This is a genomic window from Streptomyces capparidis (genome assembly GCF_054782095.1).
Genome location: NZ_BAAGTD010000029.1, coordinates 54,311 through 70,691 on the forward strand (window position 1 = coordinate 54,311; position 16,381 = coordinate 70,691).

18 protein-coding genes and 1 pseudogene are annotated in these 16,381 nt (G+C 75.3%); 16 read left to right on the forward strand and 3 right to left on the reverse strand.

Features of this window, described 5'->3' with window-relative positions:
- Positions 1–105 precede the first annotated feature (105 nt).
- From hisD to ACYVO2_RS22965, 9 genes are all read left to right on the forward strand, one after another.
- A complete protein-coding gene (gene hisD / locus ACYVO2_RS22925) occupies positions 106–1,413 on the forward strand; it encodes a histidinol dehydrogenase (RefSeq protein ID WP_461009818.1) in 1,308 nt (435 codons plus the stop codon).
- Positions 1,410–2,561, forward strand: a complete 1,152-nt coding sequence (locus ACYVO2_RS22930; RefSeq protein WP_461009819.1) for a histidinol-phosphate transaminase — start codon at positions 1,410–1,412, stop codon at positions 2,559–2,561. The genes hisD and ACYVO2_RS22930 overlap by 4 nt, the downstream gene beginning before the upstream one ends.
- On the forward strand, positions 2,558–3,148 hold the full coding sequence (gene hisB, locus ACYVO2_RS22935; protein ID WP_461009820.1) for an imidazoleglycerol-phosphate dehydratase HisB: 591 nt from the start codon (positions 2,558–2,560) through the stop codon (positions 3,146–3,148). Before ACYVO2_RS22930 ends, hisB begins: the two co-directional genes overlap by 4 nt.
- Positions 3,148–3,300 (forward strand): hypothetical protein, encoded by a 153-nt coding sequence (locus tag ACYVO2_RS22940; protein ID WP_461009821.1) that lies wholly within the window; start codon positions 3,148–3,150, stop codon positions 3,298–3,300. The genes hisB and ACYVO2_RS22940 overlap by 1 nt, the downstream gene beginning before the upstream one ends.
- A 168-nt stretch (positions 3,301–3,468) precedes the next feature.
- Entirely contained in the window at positions 3,469–4,101 is a 633-nt protein-coding gene (hisH, locus tag ACYVO2_RS22945) for an imidazole glycerol phosphate synthase subunit HisH (RefSeq protein ID WP_461009822.1), read from the forward strand.
- 263 nt (positions 4,102–4,364) lie between these two features.
- Positions 4,365–5,096 carry a bifunctional 1-(5-phosphoribosyl)-5-((5-phosphoribosylamino)methylideneamino)imidazole-4-carboxamide isomerase/phosphoribosylanthranilate isomerase PriA gene (priA, locus tag ACYVO2_RS22950; RefSeq protein ID WP_461009823.1) on the forward strand — a complete coding sequence of 244 codons (732 nt, stop codon included), beginning with the start codon at positions 4,365–4,367 and terminating at the stop codon, positions 5,094–5,096.
- On the forward strand, positions 5,093–5,584 hold the full coding sequence (locus ACYVO2_RS22955; RefSeq protein ID WP_461009824.1) for a Rid family hydrolase: 492 nt from the start codon (positions 5,093–5,095) through the stop codon (positions 5,582–5,584). Before priA ends, ACYVO2_RS22955 begins: the two co-directional genes overlap by 4 nt.
- On the forward strand, positions 5,581–6,351 hold the full coding sequence (hisF, locus tag ACYVO2_RS22960) for an imidazole glycerol phosphate synthase subunit HisF (protein WP_461009825.1): 771 nt from the start codon (positions 5,581–5,583) through the stop codon (positions 6,349–6,351). The genes ACYVO2_RS22955 and hisF overlap by 4 nt, the downstream gene beginning before the upstream one ends.
- A 344-nt stretch (positions 6,352–6,695) precedes the next feature.
- Positions 6,696–7,226: a TetR/AcrR family transcriptional regulator gene (locus ACYVO2_RS22965; protein WP_461009826.1), complete on the forward strand. Its 531-nt coding sequence runs from the start codon at positions 6,696–6,698 to the stop codon at positions 7,224–7,226.
- A gap of 87 nt (positions 7,227–7,313) precedes the next feature.
- On the opposite strand, the gene ACYVO2_RS22970 is transcribed toward ACYVO2_RS22965, so the two are convergent.
- The 3 genes from ACYVO2_RS22970 to ACYVO2_RS22980 form a co-directional block, all read right to left on the reverse strand.
- Positions 7,314–9,254: an ABC transporter ATP-binding protein gene (locus tag ACYVO2_RS22970; protein ID WP_461009827.1), complete on the reverse strand. Its 1,941-nt coding sequence runs from the start codon at positions 9,252–9,254 to the stop codon at positions 7,314–7,316.
- A 127-nt stretch (positions 9,255–9,381) separates the two neighbouring features.
- Positions 9,382–10,017, reverse strand: a complete 636-nt coding sequence (locus ACYVO2_RS22975; protein ID WP_461009828.1) for a TIGR03085 family metal-binding protein — start codon at positions 10,015–10,017, stop codon at positions 9,382–9,384.
- A gap of 112 nt (positions 10,018–10,129) precedes the next feature.
- Positions 10,130–10,780, reverse strand: coding sequence for a septum formation family protein (locus ACYVO2_RS22980; RefSeq protein WP_461009829.1), 651 nt, complete (start codon positions 10,778–10,780; stop codon positions 10,130–10,132).
- A gap of 482 nt (positions 10,781–11,262) precedes the next feature.
- On the opposite strand from ACYVO2_RS22980, the gene hisI reads away from it, so the two are divergent.
- From hisI to trpM, 7 genes and pseudogenes are all read left to right on the forward strand, one after another.
- Positions 11,263–11,670, forward strand: coding sequence for a phosphoribosyl-AMP cyclohydrolase (gene hisI, locus ACYVO2_RS22985; protein WP_461009830.1), 408 nt, complete (start codon positions 11,263–11,265; stop codon positions 11,668–11,670).
- Positions 11,671–11,676: 6 nt separating this feature from the next.
- Positions 11,677–13,311, forward strand: coding sequence for an anthranilate synthase component I (locus ACYVO2_RS22990; RefSeq protein WP_461009831.1), 1,635 nt, complete (start codon positions 11,677–11,679; stop codon positions 13,309–13,311).
- Entirely contained in the window at positions 13,308–13,952 is a 645-nt protein-coding gene (locus ACYVO2_RS22995) for a TIGR02234 family membrane protein (RefSeq protein ID WP_461009832.1), read from the forward strand. The genes ACYVO2_RS22990 and ACYVO2_RS22995 overlap by 4 nt, the downstream gene beginning before the upstream one ends.
- 105 nt (positions 13,953–14,057) lie before the next feature.
- Positions 14,058–14,288 (forward strand): annotated as a pseudogene (locus tag ACYVO2_RS23000) (HGxxPAAW family protein); the annotation flags it as partial.
- Between the two features lie 416 nt (positions 14,289–14,704).
- A complete protein-coding gene (locus ACYVO2_RS23005) occupies positions 14,705–15,145 on the forward strand; it encodes a DUF2752 domain-containing protein (protein ID WP_461009833.1) in 441 nt (146 codons plus the stop codon).
- A gap of 191 nt (positions 15,146–15,336) precedes the next feature.
- The gene (trpC, locus tag ACYVO2_RS23010; protein ID WP_461009834.1) at positions 15,337–16,146 is read left to right on the forward strand and encodes an indole-3-glycerol phosphate synthase TrpC; all 810 of its coding nucleotides are present in this window, start codon (positions 15,337–15,339) and stop codon (positions 16,144–16,146) included.
- Between the two features lie 55 nt (positions 16,147–16,201).
- On the forward strand, positions 16,202–16,345 hold the full coding sequence (gene trpM / locus ACYVO2_RS23015) for a tryptophan biosynthesis modulator TrpM (protein WP_461009835.1): 144 nt from the start codon (positions 16,202–16,204) through the stop codon (positions 16,343–16,345).
- Positions 16,346–16,381 lie beyond the last annotated feature (36 nt).

The window sequence follows — 16,381 nt, forward strand, 5'->3', positions numbered from 1 at the left end:
TATCGGTGGCGGGACGGAGCGGGTGCCCCGACCGGTGGGGCCGGGGCCGTCTCACGGAGTGGCGGGTCGGCACGGACGCCGGAGGGGCTCTCTACACTTGACAGGGTGATCTCCCGAATCGATCTGCGCGGCTCCACCCGAGACCCGCGCGACCTGCTGCCCCGCGCCGAGCTCGACGTCGAGGCCGCCCTGGAGAGGGTGCGGCCGATCTGCGACGACGTGCGCCATCGCGGCACGGCGGCGCTGATCGAGTACGCGGAGAGGTTCGACGGCGTGAGGCTGACCGCCGTGCGGGTGCCGGGTGAGGCCTTGGCCAGTGCTCTGGACGAGTTGGACCCGAAGGTGCGGGCGGCGCTGGAGGAGTCCGTGCGCCGCGCCCGCGCGGTGCACCGGGACCAGCGGCGCACCGACACCACCACGAGGGTCGTGCCCGGCGGCACCGTCACCGAGCGGTGGGTCCCCGTGGAGCGGGTCGGTCTTTATGTACCCGGTGGGCGAGCCGTCTACCCGTCGTCGGTGGTGATGAACGTGGTCCCGGCGCAGGAGGCCGGGGTGGCGTCCATGGCCGTGGCCTCCCCGCCGCAGAAGGAGTTCGGCGGACTGCCGCACCCGACGATCCTCGCCGCGTGCGCGCTGCTCGGCGTCGACGAGGTGTACGCGGCCGGCGGCGCGCAGGCCGTGGCGATGTTCGCCTACGGCACCGACGAGTGCCGCCCGGTCCACCTGGTCACCGGCCCGGGCAACGTGTACGTTGCCGCGGCCAAGCGCCTGCTCAAGGGGCGGATCGGCATCGACTCCGAGGCCGGTCCCACCGAGATCGCCGTCCTCGCCGACGACTCCGCCGACCCCGTCCACGTCGCCGCCGACCTGATCAGCCAGGCCGAGCACGACCCGCTGGCCGCCGCCGTCCTGGTCACCGACTCCACCGTCCTCGCCGACGCCGTCGAGACCGAGCTCAAGCGGCAGGTCGAGGCCACCCGGCACCGCGAGCGGATCACCGAGGCGCTCTCCGGCCGGCAGTCCGGGATCGTGCTGGTCGACGACCTCGAGCAGGGCCTGGCGGTGGTCGACGCCTACGCCGCCGAGCACCTGGAGATCATGACCGCGGACGCCGCCGCCGTGGCCGCCCGGGTGCGCAACGCCGGCGCGATCTTCGTCGGCCCGCACGCCCCCGTCTCCCTCGGCGACTACGCCGCGGGCTCCAACCACGTGCTGCCCACCGGCGGCTGCGCCTGCCACTCCTCCGGCCTGTCCGTGCAGTCCTTCCTGCGCGGCATCCACGTCGTGGACTACAGTCGCGACGCGCTCGCCGAGGTGGCCCACCACGTCGTCACCCTCGCCGAGGCCGAGGACCTGCCGGCGCACGGCGCCGCGGTCAAGGCCAGGTTCGGATGGGAGGTGCCGGGCGAGTGAGCCGCGCCGACGCCCTGCCGATCCGGGACGAGCTGCGCGGCAAGACCGCCTACGGGGCGCCCCAGCTCGACGTCCCGGTCCGGCTGAACACCAACGAGAACCCCTACCCGCTGCCCGAGCCGCTCGTGGCGAGGATCGCGGAGCGGGTCGCCGAGGCCGCGCGCACCCTCAACCGCTACCCCGACCGGGACGCGGTCGAGCTGCGCACCCGACTTGCCGCCTACCTCACCCGCACCGCCGGCCACCCGGTCACCCGCGAGCACGTGTGGGCGGCCAACGGCTCCAACGAGGTCATCCAGCAGCTCCTCCAGACGTTCGGCGGCCCCGGCCGCAGCGCGCTCGGCTTCGAACCGTCGTACTCGATGCACGCGCTGATCTCCCGCGGCACCGGCACCACCTGGCTCGCCGGCCCGCGCCGCGAGGACTTCACCATCGACGTGGACGCCGCCGTGGCCGCCATCGCCGAGCACCGCCCCGACGTGGTGTTCGTCTGCTCGCCGAACAACCCGACCGGCACCGCGGTCGAGGCCGGGACCGTGCTGGCCCTGTACGAGGCCGCGCAGGCCGCCAAGCCGTCGCTGGTGGTGGTGGACGAGGCGTACGTGGAGTTCTCCCACCGCCCCTCGCTGCTGCCGCTCATCGAGGGCCGACCCCTTCTGGTGGTCTCCCGTACCATGTCCAAGGCGTTCGGGGCCGCCGGGCTGCGCCTGGGCTACCTCGCCGCCGACCCGGCCGTGGTCGACGCCGTGCAACTGGTCCGCCTGCCGTACCACCTGTCCGCCGTCACCCAGGCCACGGCGCTGGCGGCGCTGGAGCACACCGACACCCTGCTGGGCTACGTCCGGCAGCTCAAGGCGGAACGGGACCGCCTGGTGACGGAGCTGCGCGCCATCGGCTGCGAGGTCACCGACTCCGACGCGAACTTCGTGCAGTTCGGCCGGTTCGAGGACAGCCACGCGGCCTGGCAGGCGCTGCTGGACCGCGGCGTGCTGGTCCGGGACAACGGAGTGCCCGGCTGGCTGCGGGTCACCGCCGGCACCCCGTCCGAGAACGACGCGTTCCTCGACGCGGTGCGCGCCGTCACCAAGGAGACCGCGGCGGGCGGGGGCACGGCCGTCACCGAGGACAGACAGGAGAACAGCGCATGACCCGCGTGGGCCGCGTGGAGCGCACCACCAAGGAGACCTCCGTCCTGGTCGAGATCGACCTCGACGGCACCGGGCAGGTCGACGTCTCGACCGGCGTCGGCTTCTTCGACCACATGCTCGACCAGCTCGGCAGGCACGGCCTGTTCGACCTCACCGCCAAGACCGACGGCGACCTGCACATCGACACCCACCACACCATCGAGGACACCGCGCTCGCCCTGGGCGCCGCGTTCCGGCAGGCGCTGGGCGACAAGCGCGGCATCCGCCGCTTCGCCGACGCGTCCGTGCCGCTGGACGAGTCCCTGGCGCAGGTGACCGTGGACCTCTCCGGCCGCCCCTACCTGGTGCACCGCGAGCCGGAGGGCATGGCCCCCATGATCGGCTCCTACGACACCACGATGACCCGGCACATCCTGGAGTCCTTCGTCGCCCAGGCGCAGATCGCGCTGCACGTCCACGTCCCCTACGGGCGCAACGCGCACCACATCGTGGAGTGCCAGTTCAAGGCGCTCGCCCGCGCCCTGCGGTACGCCGCGGAGCCGGACCCGCGCCAGACCGGCATCCCCTCCACGAAGGGCGCCCTGTGATGGACACCGCCCCCATGCTCCTCATCGTGCTCGGGCTGTTCCTCCTCGGCGGGGTGATCTCCTTCGTCAAGCAGAAGCAGCCCACCGGCGTGATCGTGCTGCTGGGCATCGGCTCCGCCATGTCGCTGGTCGCCGGGCTGATGCAGCTCTAGGCCCCGCCGCGGCGGCCCGCCCACCGGATGCCGCCGCACCCGGCCGCACGCCACCCGGTCGCGCACCGCGCCCGGCCGCCCGGCCCGGTGCCGTCGGCCGGCCGCACCGCCCGGCGCGGCCCGCGAGCCCCGCCCCCAAGCCCGGTCGAGAAAGGGCCCTGGAAGAAGATGAGCAAGCGCGTGGTCGTGTTCGACTACGGATTCGGCAACGTCCGCTCCGCGGAGCGCGCCGTCGCCCACGCCGGCGCCGAGGTGGAGATCACCGCCGACTACGAGGCGGCGATGAACGCGGACGGGCTGCTCGTGCCCGGCGTCGGCGCCTTCGCCGCCTGCATGCGCGGCCTCACCGCGGCCCGCGGCGACTGGATCATCGAGCGCCGCCTGTCCGGCGGCCGCCCGGTGCTCGGCATCTGCGTCGGCATGCAGATCCTCTTCGCCCGCGGCGTCGAGCACGGCGTTCAGACGGCGGGTTGCGACCAGTGGCCCGGCACCGTGGAGCCGCTACGGGCGCCCGTCGTGCCGCACATGGGCTGGAACGCCGTGCGGCCGCCGGAGGGCTCGCGGATGTTCGCCGGCCTGGCGGAGGGCACCAGGTTCTACTTCGTGCACTCCTACGGTGTGCGGGAGTGGGAGCTGAAGCCCGCCGACCACCTCCGTCCGCCCCTGGTGACCTGGAGCACCCACGGGGAGCCGTTCGTCGCCGCGGTGGAGAACGGCCCGCTGTGGGCCACCCAGTTCCACCCGGAGAAGTCCGGCGACACCGGCGCGCAACTGCTGCGCAACTGGCTCGGCACCCTCTGACCCACCCCCTCGCCCGCCATTCCCCGTCCACCGCCACCCGCGCGGCGACACCGAGCACCTCCCCGCCCGCCCCACCCCTTCCGCCCCGGCGGAACCGACCCCCTTCCAACCCTCCACCCCAGCCCTCAACCCCGGCCCTCCACCCCGGCCGGCCCCGGCCCGATCCCCGGACCGGCACCCGGCCCCCGCCCCGACCGCTCTCACCCCGACCGCCCCCGTCCGGCGGCTCCCCGTCGGCCGGCCGTCCGAAAGACGACCCGCACATGAGCAGCAACCGCCTCATCCTCCTGCCCGCCGTCGACGTGCGCGACGGCCAGGCCGTACGCCTGGTGCAGGGCGAGTCCGGCACCGAGACCGGCTACGGCGACCCGCTGGCCGCCGCGCTCGCCTGGCAGGAGGCGGGCGCCGAGTGGATCCACCTGGTGGACCTGGACGCCGCGTTCGGTACCGGCGACAACCGCGACCAGCTCGCCGAGGTCGTCGGCCGCCTGGACGTCAAGGTCGAGCTGTCCGGCGGCATCCGCGACGACGCCTCCCTGAAGGCCGCGCTGGACACCGGCTGCGCCCGCGTCAACCTCGGCACCGCGGCCCTGGAGTCCCCGGACTGGGTGCGCCGGGCCATCGCCGAGCACGGCGAGAAGATCGCCGTCGGCCTCGACGTGCGCGGCACCACCCTGCGCGGCCGCGGCTGGACCCGCGAGGGCGGCGACCTGTTCGAGACCCTGGCCCGGCTCGACGCCGACGGGTGCGCCCGCTACGTGGTCACCGACGTCGCCAAGGACGGCACCATGACCGGCCCCAACCTCCGCCTGCTGCGGGACGTGTGCGCCGCCACCGACCGCCCCGTCATCGCCAGCGGCGGCGTCTCCAGCCTCGACGACCTGCGGGCCATCGCCACTTTGGTGCCCGAAGGTGTGGAGGGCGCCATCACGGGCAAGGCCCTGTACGACCAGGCGTTCACCCTCGAAGAGGCGCTGGAGGCAGTGTCCCGATGACCTCGCCAACCTCTCCCGTCCCCCGTCCGGGAGGCCCCCGCCCCGGCCACGACGACCTCCCGCTGCGGGTGCCGGCCGACACCTCCTGGGGGGAGAGCCTCGGCGGCTCCCGTGCGGTCCGGGCGGGCGACTGGGTGCTGGTCAGCGGCTGCACGTCCTCCGGCGGAGGCGGGGTGCTGCACGAGGGTGACCCGTACGAGCAGGCCAAGACGGCCTTCGCGACGGGCCTCGCCGCGCTCGAGGAGTTCGGGCTCGGCGCCGCCGACGTGGTGCGCACCCGGATGTACCTCACCCATGTGCGGGACGTGGAGGCGGTCGCCCGCGCCCACCGGGAGCTGTTCGGCGAGGTGCTCCCGGCCGCCTCGATGCTGGTGGTCTCCGGGTTCGTGGACTCGCGGCTGCTGGTGGAGGTCGAGATGGACGCCTTCCTGCCGGGGCGCGCGCAGTCGCCGGCCGGACAAGCAACGGAACCAGGAGAGCACGCGTGAGTCTGGCCGTACGGGTCATCCCCTGCCTCGACGTGGACAACGGCCGCGTCGTGAAGGGCGTCAACTTCCAGAACCTGCGGGACGCCGGGGACCCGGTGGAGATGGCGCAGGTCTACGACGCGGAGGGCGCCGACGAACTGGTCTTCCTGGACATCACCGCCTCCTCCGGCGACCGGGAGACCACCTACGACGTGGTGCGCCGCACCGCCGAGCAGGTCTTCATCCCGCTGACGGTGGGCGGCGGGGTGCGCACCGTGGAGGACGTGGACAAGCTGCTGCGTGCCGGGGCGGACAAGGTCGGCGTGAACACCGCGGCGATCGCCAGGCCCGAACTCGTCGCGGAGATCGCCGAGCGGTTCGGCCGCCAGGTGCTGGTGCTGTCCGTGGACGCCCGCCGCTGCCCCGAGGGCACCGTCACCCCCTCCGGTTTCGAGGTGACCACCCACGGCGGGCGCCGGGGCACGGGCCTGGACGCCGTGGAGTGGGCGGCCCGGGCGGCGGAGCTCGGCGCGGGGGAGATCCTGCTCAACTCCATGGACGCCGACGGCACCAGGGACGGCTACGACACGGAGATGATCGAGGCCGTGCGCAAGCGCGTCACCGTGCCGGTGATCGCCTCCGGGGGAGCGGGGAGCCCCGCGCACTTCGCCCCGGCCGTGGCGGCGGGGGCGGACGCGGTGCTCGCGGCGAGCGTGTTCCACTTCGGGGACATGAGGATCGGTCAGGTCAAGGACGCGCTGCGCGCCGCGGGCCACCCCGTGCGCTGAGCCGCCCGCGGCGCGGACGGCCCCACCCCGGGGCCCCGCGCCGCACACGCCGCGGACGGGGCGGAACCCGCCGGGACGGGCCAGGCCGGGGCGAGCCCCGGCGGGACGAGTCAGGGCGAGACGAGCCCCGGCGCGCCGGATCCCGGTGAGCAGCGCCCTGCCGCGGGTGGCCCCGGCGCGGCGCCATCGGCCGGCGGCGGCCGGGATGCGGGGGTCCATGGTCGTCCACGGCTCCTTCGGGGACAATTGGGGGGCAGACAGGAGAACGGAGAGAGTCTCCGGTATCACCGTCCGTAACTATACGGATGCTCTCTCCGCTTCCGCAACCGTCCTCGGGAGCCCGCATGCGCGCCGACGCCCGCCGCAACCACGAACGGCTGGTCGCCGCGGCCAGACAGGCCGTGGAGGACCAGGGCATCGAGGTGCCCCTGGACCAGATCGCCAGATCCGCCGGGGTCGGCGCGGGCACCCTGTACCGGCACTTCCCGACCCGCGACGACCTGCTGGAGGCGGTCTTCCACGACCGGCTGACCACCCTGGAGTCCAAGGCCAGGGAGCTGGTGGAGAGCGTGCCGCCGGACGAGGCCCTCAGCCGCTGGATCGCCCTGGTCCTGCGCTACGCGGCGACCAACCGCGGGCTGTCCCAGGCCGTGATGCACTCCAGCGCGGACGACACCTCGTACTGCGCCGGGGTGCTCAGGTCCGCCGCCGCCACCGTGCTGGAGCGGGCGCAGCGCGCCGGCGCGGCCCGCGCCGACCTGGACGTGCCCACCCTGGTGACGCTGGTGACCGGCCTGGGCATGGCCGCGCAGCACGCCCCCGGCGAGGTGGACCGGCTGCTCGACCTGCTCATGGACGGCGTACGCGCCCGCTGACACCGTCGGCGGTGCAAGGGCCTCGGCGCCCCAGGAGCGCCGGGGTCCGACAAGCCGGGGCGTCGAGAGCGCCGAGCCGGCCGGTGATCAGGGCCCGGGGGCCACCGCCACCGCGCCGTCCTCCCCGCCCGGCCCCAGCGCCGCCGCCGGGTCCTCGCCGTGCGCCCACAGCCGGGCGTACCGGCCGCCGAGCGCCAGCAGCTCCTCGTGCCCGCCGTACTCCACGATCCGTCCCCGGTCCAGCACCGCGATGCGGTCGGCGCCCCTGACCGTGGACAGCCGGTGCGCGATCGTGATGGTGGTGCGGCCCCGCGCCAGCTCGTCCAGGGCCTGCTGCACCTGCCGCTCGGTGGTGTTGTCCAGCGCGCTCGTCGCCTCGTCGAGCACCAGCACCGGCGGGTCGCGCAGCAGTGTCCTGGCTATCGCCAGCCGCTGCTTCTCGCCGCCGGAGAACCGGTGCCCGCGCTCGCCGACCAGCGTGGCGTACCCCTCGGGCAGCTCCGTGATCCGGTCGTGCACCCGCGCCGCCCGGCACGCCGCGACCAGCTCCTCGTCCGTGGCGTCCGGCTTGGCGAAGCGCAGGTTGTCGGCCACGGAGGCGTGCAGCAGATACGTCTCCTGCGACACCACGCCCACCGCGGAGGCGATCGTGTCGAACGTCAGGTCCCGCAGGTCCACCCCGTCCAGGGTGATCCTGCCCCGCACCGGGTCGTACAGCCGCGCCGCGAGCTGGGCCAGCGTGGACTTGCCCGAGCCGGTGGCGCCGACCAGCGCCAGGCTGCCGCCCGCCGGGACCCGCAGCCGGATGCCCTGGAGCACCGGCGGGCCGTCCCCGGCGTGCCGGAAGTCCACGTCCTCGAAGACCAGCTCGCCGCGGATCCGCTCGCGCGGCACCGACCGGGCGCCGGGCTTCTCGGTCAGCTCCGGCTCCTGGTCGAGGTACTCGAAGACGCGGGTGAACAGCGCCAGGCTGCTCTGCATCTGCACGCCCACCCGCAGCAGCGCCATCGCCGGGCCGAACAGCGCGTTCTGCAACGTCACGAACGCCACGACGGTGCCCACCGAGATCGACCCGTGGCCACCCGCCACGGTCAGGCCCGCCCCCCAGTAGATCGCGGCCGGGATCGCCGACATCACCATCTGGATGGACGACGACCGCCAGCGCCCGGCCATGGACGAGGCGACCTCCAGCTCCGACAGCTCCCGCGACTGGCGGGTGAAGTCCTCCACCAGGCCGGGCCCGCGGCCCATCGTGCGGCCCAGCAGGATCCCGCTGACCGACAGCGACTCCTCCACGCTCGCGGTGAGCAGCGCCATCTTCTCCTGGCGCCGCCGCACGATCCTGCGGCGCTCCCGGCCCACGCTCCGGCTGATCCATATGAACACCGGCAGCAGGGCCAGCGAGATCAGGGCGAGCCGCCAGTCGAGCGCGAACATCGCCACGATGGTGGCGACCACGGTCGTCAGGCTGGACACCACGGTGGTGGCGGTGTTGGTGACGAACGCCTGCATCCCGCCGATGTCGTTGGCGATCCGGGACTGTATCTCCCCGGTGCGGGTGCGGGTGAAGAAGCCCAGGGACAGCCGCTGGAGGTGGCTGTAGACCTCCACCCGCAGGTCGTGCATGACCTGCTGCCCCACGGTGGTGGAGATCAGCGTCTGCACCACCGTCAGCACGCAGTTGACCAGCGCGACCACGATCATGCCGAGGGCCAGCAGGGACAGCAGCCCGGTGCGGCCCTGCGGGATCGCCGTGTCCAGGATCTCCCGCAGCATGAACGGCGACGCGAGCGACACCACCGACGCCGCGCCGATCAGCACCAGCAGCACGGTGAGCCGGCCCTTGTACGGCACGAACAGCCGGGCGATCCGGCGCAGCTCGGCCGGTCTGCGCGCCTCCTCGCCGCCCGGGCCGCCCTTCCCGCCGGACGCAGGTCCCGTGTCGGGGGAGCCCGCGCCGTGGTGCCCGCCGCCGTGCACCGGAGGCCGGGCGGGGTGCGGACCGGGGGAGTGCGGGGGCGCGGTCATGGGCTCCAGGCCGGGGTTCGGGGACGTGCGGGAACGGGGCCGTGGGGCGGGCCGTCCCACGGCCGGGAGGGGCAGCGGCGGCCGTCCGGGCCCGCCGGCGGGCCCGGCCCCGGCGGCCGAGGGCGGGTCAGATGCCGAGCTGCGGCTTGCCCATCAGCGTGGCGATGGCGCCCTTGTCGCCCTCGGACTCCACGTCCGCGTGGGCGGTCCGCCCGAAGGCGAACATCAGCAGCTCGCTCGGCTCCCCGTGGACGGTGACCACCGGGACGCCCTTGTGGGCCACCGCGGTCTGCCCGTTGCCGCGGCGCAGCACCAGGCCGACCGGCGCCCGGCGGGCCAGCACCCGGGCCGTGGTCTCCAGCCGCTTCCACAGGGCGTCGGCGAAGACCGGGTCTATCTCGCGGGGCGTCCAGTCCGGCTGGGCGCGGCGCACGTCCTCGCTGTGGACGTAGAACTCGGCGGTGTTCGCCGCCTCGTCCACCTGCTTGAGGGAAAAGGGGGACAGCCGCGGCGGGCCGGTGCGGATCAGCCGGATCAGCTCGTCGTACGGCTTGGCCGCGATCTCGGCCTGCACCCGCTCCATACGGGGCGCGAGGGCCTTGATGAGCACACCGCCGATCGCGTCGGCGCGGCGCTCGCGCAGCACGATGTGGGCGGCCAGGTCGCGGGTGCGCCACCCGTCGCACAGCGTGGCGGCGTCGGGCCCGGCACTTTCCAGCAGGTCGGCGAGGATCAGGCGTTCGCGCTGGGCATGAGTCGACATGCGACCACCCTACGACCGACCGCCGACAACGGCCCATGGGCGTTCCTCCAGGCACAGTCGAACGCCGCCCCCGGGGAGGCGGCGCCCGACGGCGGGGCCGCCCCCCGCGCGGTCACTTCAACCGGGCGGTGAGCTTCTTCCCGCCCGGTTTGTCACTGAGCGTCAGGGAGCAGGAGACGGTCTCCACCCCGGACTCGTAGGTGTCGAGCACCGGGTGCAGCACGTAGTTGTAGTAGACCCGGCCGTCGGCCTGCCGGTTCGCGGCCTGCCTGGCCTGGCCCTCGCACAGTTGCTCCGCCTTCTGCGACAGGGCCTTCTCGGTGGTGAACGTCCCCGTCAGCTTCGCGGTGCCGATGACCTCGCCGTCGTGCGGCGACCCGCAGGAGACCTTCCGCAGCGTGCTCACGCTGCGGTCGAGCCCCGGCGTGTTGAAGCACTCGCCCTTCTTCAGCGCCACGTAGGGGATCCAGCCCGGGTCCCGGCTCGCGGTCGGGTCGTCGAACAGGTCGGGGTCGGGGGTGTGGGTGAAGCTCGGCAGCAGGTCGTCGATGTCGATGGACGGGGTGTACGGGGGGATCGACGGCGTCCAGGTCGGCGACCACGTCGGCGACCACGTGGGGGAGCGGGACGGGCTGGGCGCGGACGGCGACGCGGAGGCGCCGCTCGCGGTGGACTGCCGCCGCGCCTCGTCGCCGCCGTCGCCGTCCCCGGCGAAGGCCACGACGCCGCCCACGGCCAGCCCGGTCACGGCCACTACGGCCACGGCCACGATCACGGCCCGGCCCCGACCGCCGCCACCGCCCGGGCCCGCCGGGTCCCCGGGCCCGTACCCGCCGGGCGGCTGCCCGCCGTACCCCCCGTAACCGCCGTAGCTCCCGTACCCTCCGTAACCGGGATCTCCCCCGTACCCGCCGGGAGGGCCGGGCGGCGGCATGGACGGCGGCGGGGGCACGGGTGGCGGGGCGTCCCCGCCGGACGGAGGCCCGAACCCGCCCGGAGGCGGCCCGAACCCCCCTCCGGAACCCGGAGGGACGTGCGGCGGCGGTGGGGGCGGAGGCACGCTCATAGGCGAAGCGTGCCCCGAACGGGTGAATCCGGCGCCGCTTGTGCGGAAGTTGTCACCAGCTCGGGACCATGTAACGACCAGGTCACGAAGGGTGACGGCCCGCCCGCCCCGGCCGGCTCCCGGCCGCCCGCCCGCATCCCGGCGCCCCGCCCGCCGGCGGGCCTCGGCACAATGGGGTCATGCCAGCAGCTCGCCCGTCCGCCCTCGACCCGGCCGTCGCCGCCCGCCTCAAGCGCGACGAGCACGGGCTGTTCCCCGCCGTCACCCAGCAGTACGACACGGGGGAGGTGCTCATGGTCGGCTGGATGGACGACGAGGCGCTGCACCGCACCCTCACCACGGGCCGCTGCACCTACTGGAGCCGCAGCCGCCGCGAGTACTGGGTCAAGGGCGACACCTCGGGCCATGTGCAACTGGTGAAGTCCGTCGCCCTCGACTGCGACGGGGACACCGTCCTGGTCAAGGTCGACCAGGTCGGCGCCGCCTGCCACACCGGGGACCGCACCTGTTTCGACGCGGGCGAACTCCCGCTGCGCCCCGCCGCCCCCGCGCAGCCCCCGGCCGCCCGCCCCAGCGGACTAGGCTGAACCGCCATGACCACGGGCACCGTCATCCCCGACGCCGACACCTTCCGCAAGCTCGCCCGCGACCGCCGGGTCGTCCCCGTCACCCGGCGCTTCCTCGCGGACGGCGAGACCCCGGTCGGCCTGTACCGCAGGCTCACCGGGGAGCGCCCCGGCACCTTCCTGCTGGAGTCGGCCGAGAACGGCCGCTCATGGTCGCGCTACTCCTTCGTCGGCGTCCGCAGCGCCGCCACCCTGGTGGAGCGGGACGGGCAGGCCCACTGGATCGGCTCGCCCCCCGTGGGCGTCCCCATCGACGGCGACCCCCTGGCCGCCCTGCGCGCCACCCTCGAAGCCCTGCACACCCCCCGCGACCTGGACGGGATGCTGAAGCTGCCCCCGTTCACCGGCGGCATGGTCGGCTACCTCGGCTACGACGTGGTGCGCCGCCTGGAGAAGCTGCCCCGCCACGCCGAGGACGACCTGCGGCTGCCCGAGCTGACGATGCTGCTCGCCACCGACCTCGCCGTCCTCGACCACGTCGAGGGCACCGTGCTGCTCATCGCCAACGCGGTCAACCACAACGACCTCGACACCGGCGTCGACGCGGCCTACGCCGACGCCGTGGCCCGCCTCGACGCGATGACCGCCGACCTGGCCAGGCCCGCCGACACGGCCCCCGCCGTCTTCGCCTCCGACGGCGTCCCGGAGTACACCCCCCGCTGGGGCGGCCCCGCCTACCAGGCCGCCGTGGAGGACATCAAGGAGCGCATCCGCGCGGGCGAGGCCTTCCAGGTGGTGCCCTCGCAGCGCTTCGAGGCGCCGTGCCCCGCCTCGGCGCTCGACGTCTACCGGGTGCTGCGCGCCACCAACCCCAGCCCCTACATGTACCTGCTGCGGCTCGACGGGTTCGACGTGGTCGGCTCCAGCCCGGAGGCGCTGGTCAAGGTCGAGGACGGGCGGGCCATGCTGCACCCCATCGCGGGCACCCGCCGCCGCGGCGCCACCCCGCAGGAGGACGCCGACCTCGCCGCCGAGCTGCTCGCCGACCCCAAGGAGCGCGCCGAGCACCTGATGCTGGTGGACCTGGGCCGCAACGACCTCGGCCGGGTCTGCGAGCCCGGCAGCGTGGAGGTCGTGGACTTCATGTCCGTCGAGCGCTACAGCCACGTGATGCACATCGTCTCCACCGTGGTCGGCCGGGTCGCGCCCGGCCGCACCGCCTTCGACGTGCTCACCGCCTGCTTCCCCGCCGGCACCCTCTCCGGCGCGCCCAAGCCCCGCGCGATGCGCATCATCGAGGAGCTCGAGCCCACCCGCCGCGGCCTGTACGGCGGCTGCGTGGGCTACCTGGACTTCGCGGGCGACTCCGACACCGCCATCGCCATCCGCACCGCCCTGCTGCGCGACGGCACCGCGTACGTGCAGGCGGGCGCCGGCGTGGTCGCCGACTCCGACCCGGCCGCCGAGGACACCGAGTGCCGCAACAAGGCGGCGGCCGTGCTGCGCGCCGTCGCCACCGCCGCCACCATGGCGCCCGCCGCCGTCGGCCTGCCCGCCCCGGCCGCGCCCCCCGGGGCGGACGGCGCCGGGCGGCCCGCGCCGGAGCGGCCCCAGCCACAGCAGCCCGCGGACGACCCCGCGGCGCGGACGGGAGCGAAGTGAGCACCACGACCGACACCGCGGCACCGCCCGCCACCCGGGCCCCCGGCGGGCGGCGCGCCCTCGCCGCGGGTCTCGCCCTCGGCGTGGCCGGGGCCTCGCTCGTCCTGGTCGCCGCGGGCCGCACCTGGGCCGAGGGCCGGGTCGCGGTCGACTCCGGCCGGCAGACCGCGCACACCCTGTCCGTGGACGGCGGCGACGTCACCGCGATACCCGGCGCGCTCGCCCTCGTCGGCCTCGCCGCGCTCGTCGCCGTGTTCGCGGTGCGCCGCGCCGGGCGCCTGCTCGTCTCCGCGCTGCTCGCCCTGTCCGGCGCGGTCGCGGCCCTCACCGCGGTGCTCGGCGCCTTCGACGGCGAGGCGCTGGACGAGGCCGCGGTCGCGGCGGCCGGCCTGTCCGACGCCCACGCCACCGGCGTCACCCACACCGCCTGGCCCTGGGTCGCCGCGGCCGGCGGCGCGCTGCTCCTCGCCTCCGGGCTGCTCGCCCTGCTCCGGGGCCGCGACTGGCCCGCCATGTCCAGCCGCTACGAGGCCCCCGGCGGAGGTGGCTCCGCCCGCCGCGCCGCCCGCCCGGCCGCCACGGAGCGCCCCGACGAGATCTGGCGCGCCCTGGACCGCGGCGAGGACCCGACGGACCGCTGACCCCCGCCGTTCGCCCACCGCCCCCCGGGTGAAGGCGCCCCCGGTGACAGGGGACAATGGGGGCAGCGCCCCTTCTCGGGCATCGAGGAACGACAAGGAGCAGTCATGTCGGCAAGCGCCCACGGACACACCCCCGCCGCATGGACCGGCGTGACCATCACCTTCATCGGCTTCTGCGTCGCCGGAGCCGCGGTGGTGATGGCCAACCTGCCGTTGATGTGGGTCGGCTTCGGCGTCGTCCTGCTCGGCGGCGTGGTCGGCAAGGTCATGCAGATGATGGGCATGGGCAAGACGCAGCCGAACCCCCCGCTGCGCACCCAGTCCCCGGCGGCCGCCGCGCGCGCCGCCGACGAGCAGCGGGCCTCCACCGGCGGCTCCGCCCCGGCCTCCGCCGAGGAGGGCGGCGAGGAGGCGGCCTCCGGCGGCGCCTCGGAGCGGACGACGGTCAAGCACTGACCCGCCGGTCCACCGGCGCGCCCGTCCCCGCACCCGCGGGGACGGCGGGCCCCAGGGGCGTCTTCTCGGGCGCGGTGTCCCACCGGACACCGCGCCCGCGCGCGTCCCGGGCCGGCCACCACGCCGGCGCGTCCCGGGCCGGCCACTGCCGCACGGCCACTGCCGCACGGCCACTGCCGCACGGCCGGCGACGGCGGGGCGACGCCCCGCGGTGCCGGACAAGCGCCCGGCGGCGCGTCTCACCCGCACCACCCGCCCCCCGCGCGCCCCCGCGTCCCCGGGGTGACAATCGCCGTGTGACCAGAACCGGCCCGCCCGCCCCGGCGCCCGCCCGGGTCCGCCCGGCCCCCCGGCGCGTCGCCGCCCCGCTGCTCGCCCTCGCCGCCTGCGCCGCCGCGCTGCCCGCCGTCGCCGCGGCCCTGCCCACCGCGTCCGCCCGGTTCCCGCCCTGCCCGCTGCCCGGCCTGACCGGCCTGTACTGCCCCGGCTGCGGCGGGCTGCGCGCCACGCTGGCGCTGGCGCACGGCGACCCCGTCGCCGCCGCGGGACTGAACGCGGCCGCCCTGGCCGCCTTCGCCGCGCTGGCCGCGCTGTGGGTCCGCTGGCTGGCCCGGACCGCCTGCGGCCGCCCCGCCCCCGTACGTTTCCGGCCGCCCCTGATATGGGCCGCCGCAGCGGCGGCGGCCGCCTTCACCGTCGTCCGGAATCTGCCGTTCGGGGCGGTCCTGGCACCATAGGACCCGGGGCCCGGCGGGCACTTGGCCCGAGTTGTCCACCCCTTGGGACCGGCGCCGCCCGCGTGCGGGAGCCCCGCCCGGCGGCGGATACCATCGCTGTGCCTGACCGGGGCGTGACCGGAACCGGGCCCAGCGGTCACCGACCGGTGACGGTGGACATGTCCCGTACCTCCCACAGAAGGGGTCAACGCGTGAGTGTGCTCGACGAGATCATCGACGGAGTCCGAGCCGACCTCGCCGAGCGACAGGCCCGCGTCTCCCTCGAGGAGCTCAAGGAGCGCGCCGCCCAGGCGCCGCCGGCCAAGGACGGGGTCGCCGCCCTGAGCGGGGACGGCGTCAAGGTCATCTGCGAGGTCAAGCGCTCCAGCCCGTCCAAGGGCGCGCTCGCCGCCATCGCCGACCCGGCGGGGCTCGCCGCCGACTACGAGGCGGGCGGGGCGGCCGTGATCAGCGTGCTCACCGAGCAGCGCAGGTTCGGCGGCTCGCTCGCCGACCTGGAGGCGGTGCGCGCCCGGGTGGACATCCCCGTGCTGCGCAAGGACTTCATCGTCACCGCCTACCAACTGTGGGAGGCCCGCGCCCACGGCGCCGACCTCGCGCTGCTGATCGTCGCCGCCCTGGAGCAGGACGCGCTGGTCTCCCTGGTCGAGCGCGCCGAGTCGATCGGGCTGACCCCGCTGGTCGAGGTGCACGACGAGGACGAGGTCGAGCGCGCCGTCGCCGCCGGGGCGAAGGTGATCGGGGTCAACGCCCGGGACCTGAAGACGCTGGAGGTGGACCGGGGCAACTTCGCCCGGGTCGCGCCGACCATCCCCGACCACATCGTGAAGATCGCCGAGTCCGGGGTGCGCGGGCCGCACGACCTGATCGCCTACGCCCACGACGGCGCGGACGCCGTGCTCGTCGGCGAGTCCCTGGTGACCGGCCGGGACCCCAAGGCCGCCGTCGCCGACCTGGTCGCGGCGGGCGCCCACCCGGCGCTGCGGCACGGCCGGGACTGACCCGGCACCCCGCCCGGCGCACACCCGCCCCCGTCGCGGCGGTAGGCTGCCCCCCATGAGCATCCAGGCACGCAACAGGCGAGGCTGCCGCCCCCGCGGCTGCCGCGCCCCCGCGCGCCGGGTGCTGGGCCGCAGGGTCCGCTATGTGATCGGCTGCGAACCGGGCCAGGTGCCGGGCAGGCGATGGCGCCTCGGCTGAGGCCGAGCCGCACCAACGCCACCTTTTCCAGCACCG

Coding starts and splice junctions, on each gene's coding strand:
- hisB (WP_461009820.1), top strand. CDS start 2,558: ATGACCCGCGTGGGCCGCGTGGAGCGCACCACCAAGGAGACCTCCGTC.
- ACYVO2_RS22940 (WP_461009821.1), top strand. CDS start 3,148: ATGGACACCGCCCCCATGCTCCTCATCGTGCTCGGGCTGTTCCTCCTC.
- hisH (WP_461009822.1), top strand. CDS start 3,469: ATGAGCAAGCGCGTGGTCGTGTTCGACTACGGATTCGGCAACGTCCGC.
- priA (WP_461009823.1), top strand. CDS start 4,365: ATGAGCAGCAACCGCCTCATCCTCCTGCCCGCCGTCGACGTGCGCGAC.
- ACYVO2_RS22955 (WP_461009824.1), top strand. CDS start 5,093: ATGACCTCGCCAACCTCTCCCGTCCCCCGTCCGGGAGGCCCCCGCCCC.
- ACYVO2_RS22965 (WP_461009826.1), top strand. CDS start 6,696: ATGCGCGCCGACGCCCGCCGCAACCACGAACGGCTGGTCGCCGCGGCC.
- ACYVO2_RS22970 (WP_461009827.1), bottom strand. CDS start 9,254: ATGACCGCGCCCCCGCACTCCCCCGGTCCGCACCCCGCCCGGCCTCCG.
- ACYVO2_RS22975 (WP_461009828.1), bottom strand. CDS start 10,017: ATGTCGACTCATGCCCAGCGCGAACGCCTGATCCTCGCCGACCTGCTG.
- hisI (WP_461009830.1), top strand. CDS start 11,263: ATGCCAGCAGCTCGCCCGTCCGCCCTCGACCCGGCCGTCGCCGCCCGC.
- ACYVO2_RS22990 (WP_461009831.1), top strand. CDS start 11,677: ATGACCACGGGCACCGTCATCCCCGACGCCGACACCTTCCGCAAGCTC.
- trpM (WP_461009835.1), top strand. CDS start 16,202: ATGAGCATCCAGGCACGCAACAGGCGAGGCTGCCGCCCCCGCGGCTGC.